The 2,460-nt window shown below is 29.5% G+C and carries 1 protein-coding gene and 1 pseudogene; both read right to left on the bottom strand.

Annotated elements, in window-relative coordinates; all coding sequences use genetic code 11:
- Positions 1-94: 94 nt before the first annotated feature.
- Positions 95-964, bottom strand: a pseudogene (locus IF125_RS14080) (DUF6850 family outer membrane beta-barrel protein); the annotation flags it as partial.
- A gap of 180 nt (positions 965-1,144) precedes the next feature.
- Entirely contained in the window at positions 1,145-2,371 is a 1,227-nt protein-coding gene (locus IF125_RS14075) for a DUF4876 domain-containing protein (RefSeq protein WP_225542915.1), read from the bottom strand.
- Positions 2,372-2,460: the final 89 nt, after the last annotated feature.

Here is a 2,460-nt window from a genome sequence, read left to right as displayed (position 1 = left end):
AAGAAAGTTTGGCTATATTAGCCCTATCGAAAAACTAAAATCTACTTGGCCAGTTGCACTTATAACTTGAACATGGCTTATAAATTAATTCAATAACCTTAGTGTTGTTGCTATATCCATATTCAGTTCCTATTTTTTTGCGGTAATTATATTGAGCTTTTATACCAAGTCGATTATTATTAATTGTAAAAAACTTAGCACCTTCAAATAAGTAATTTTCTTCAATTAAATCGGCTATGTCAAAATAATTAGTTTGTGTTCCGTTTGTGGTTTTAAGTAAATCATGTTTACTTTTTTTCGCCATTAAATAGAAATCATTATTATTTGAGATTTGTCCTCCATAAGTATATCCGAATTGCTCATAAATACTTGATATGTTATTGTTACCACCACTAAATAAATAGTTATAATTTCCGAATCCAGCCATTTGATTAACGGTAGGATATCCAAGAATACTTGCAAAACGAACATTGTTATTTTGTGTGTATTTTTCACCTTGAATGAAAATTCCAGCTTCTAAATTTTTGTAAAAATTAAAGTTTAAACCAGCTTTAACTTCAAGATTAGAAGTAACAGTTTTATTTCTTGGATCTTTACTACGCGCACCCATTTGGGCGATATAATTCCCTTCTAAACCATATGAAATTCGATTTAATTTTTTGGCAAAACCACCTTTAAAATTATATTTCTCAACATCTAATTTTCCTCCAACAGAATCGGCTACGCTATATGGTGAAATACGATCATAATCTAAATTCTCATTCCACTTAACGTCTTTTGTAGAGATAGAAGAATAAGCAGCTTCTCCCCATAAAGAGACATTTTTTTTAAGTGTTTGATAAGATTTTGTTTTTAAACCAAAAGATGTTTGATCCTTTCCTAATGGATATCGATTAATTTGGTCTTTATTTGTTTGAGAATTTATATATAATTCGGAGAAAGAAAAATTACTATAATCCGACATTGATGCCGGATTATAGTATAAATTATTTATAAAATCTCTTTCGGTATGATATTGTCTATTAATCGTTTCTAAATACGTAATAGTATCTTTTTTTTGATTTTGCGCTTGTACATTTACAGAAATCAAAACAGAAAATATCGTTAATCGAAATAAATTTTTGTGTTTCAAAATAAGATTGTTTTAGTGAACGATTCCGTTTTTTAAACTTGGTTCAGCATTTTTATTAAAATCAATTGTAGAATTGTTCGTGTCTTTGTATACATTTTTTCCAGTAGCAGATTGTCCAATAACATTTCTACGAACAGATTTACCTATTCTATTTGGATCGTTGTAAAAAGCTCCTACACTTGTCCAACCCGCATCGATAGAAGGAGATGTTAATAATTGTAACAACTTATCTTCGTTTGCATTATTCATTCCATCAATAATCCAAGAATTTGGAATTTTGTATGCAGATTTAGAAGTAATGTTTCCGGCAGAATTTGTGTATTCGTAATCGTATTTTTGATTCGCTAAAAATGTCGTTTTATCTTGTCCTTCTGGGAAACGGGCAATTACATAAGCCTCAACACCACTGCTGTGTAAGAAAAACATATTAAAATTCATTTGAGTGTAAATTACATCTACATTTGGAACATTTGGATTGTCTACATTTCCTAAAGCTGGATTATCATTTGGAAACTCAAAATCAGCATTACTTAAATTGAAAGCTGTACTAGAAATTGAATTATGATCGATCGCATTATCAGCAATTACAATAAAATCTCCTGGTTGTACTGGGTATTGTTGACCAGTTCCTGGTAAAACCATCACACCTTTTACTGGAAAATATTCTGTAGTTGCATAAGGTGTAACATTGTTGTCTACCGATGTTAAAAAGTTTGATTGTCCAATAATTAATTGATCTGCAAATAAAACTTCGTCTGTATTGTTTGTTAGTTTAAAGTAACGGCTTGAGTTGTAATTTTTTCCTTCTGGAGTTTTAACACCAGTAAAGAAAACTTCCTCAATAATAAAATCGTTATTGAAAGATTTTACATATAAATCTATATTTACATTTTCTACAGCACTTACAATATCAATGTTAGCACCTCCACCAACAGTAAATGTTTCGTTTGATTGCGAAATAATTTCACCATTAACAGTGATTTTGTAAGATCCTTTAGGTAACTCTAAAGAATGAAAGTTAGTGTTTTCGATCGTTTTAGTTGTAGTTACACCAGTATTTATTTCTAAAATATCAATGTTTAATGTTTTATATGTTGAAATGTTTTCTCCTCTAAATCCTAAAGTTAAAATACTTTTTTGAGTTTGTTCTACATTAAAACCATCATCATCAGAACAAGAAGTTATTGTAAGTGTTGAAGTGATTGCTAAAAGACCTAATAGTAAAATACGTTTTTTCATTGTAATATGTTTAAAAACATTAGCGTCCTAAACGTTAAAAGAAAGCGTAAAAACAGCGCGTAAATTTCGGATCTCAAATTATCTTTGAG

The organism is Empedobacter stercoris, from assembly GCF_020281205.1.
Classification (GTDB): domain Bacteria; phylum Bacteroidota; class Bacteroidia; order Flavobacteriales; family Weeksellaceae; genus Empedobacter; species Empedobacter stercoris.
The sequence above is the reverse complement of the archived record's forward strand: the minus strand, read 5'-3'. Positions and strand labels throughout refer to the sequence as shown.

Coding starts and splice junctions, on each gene's coding strand:
- IF125_RS14075 (WP_225542915.1), bottom strand. CDS start 2,371: ATGAAAAAACGTATTTTACTATTAGGTCTTTTAGCAATCACTTCAACA.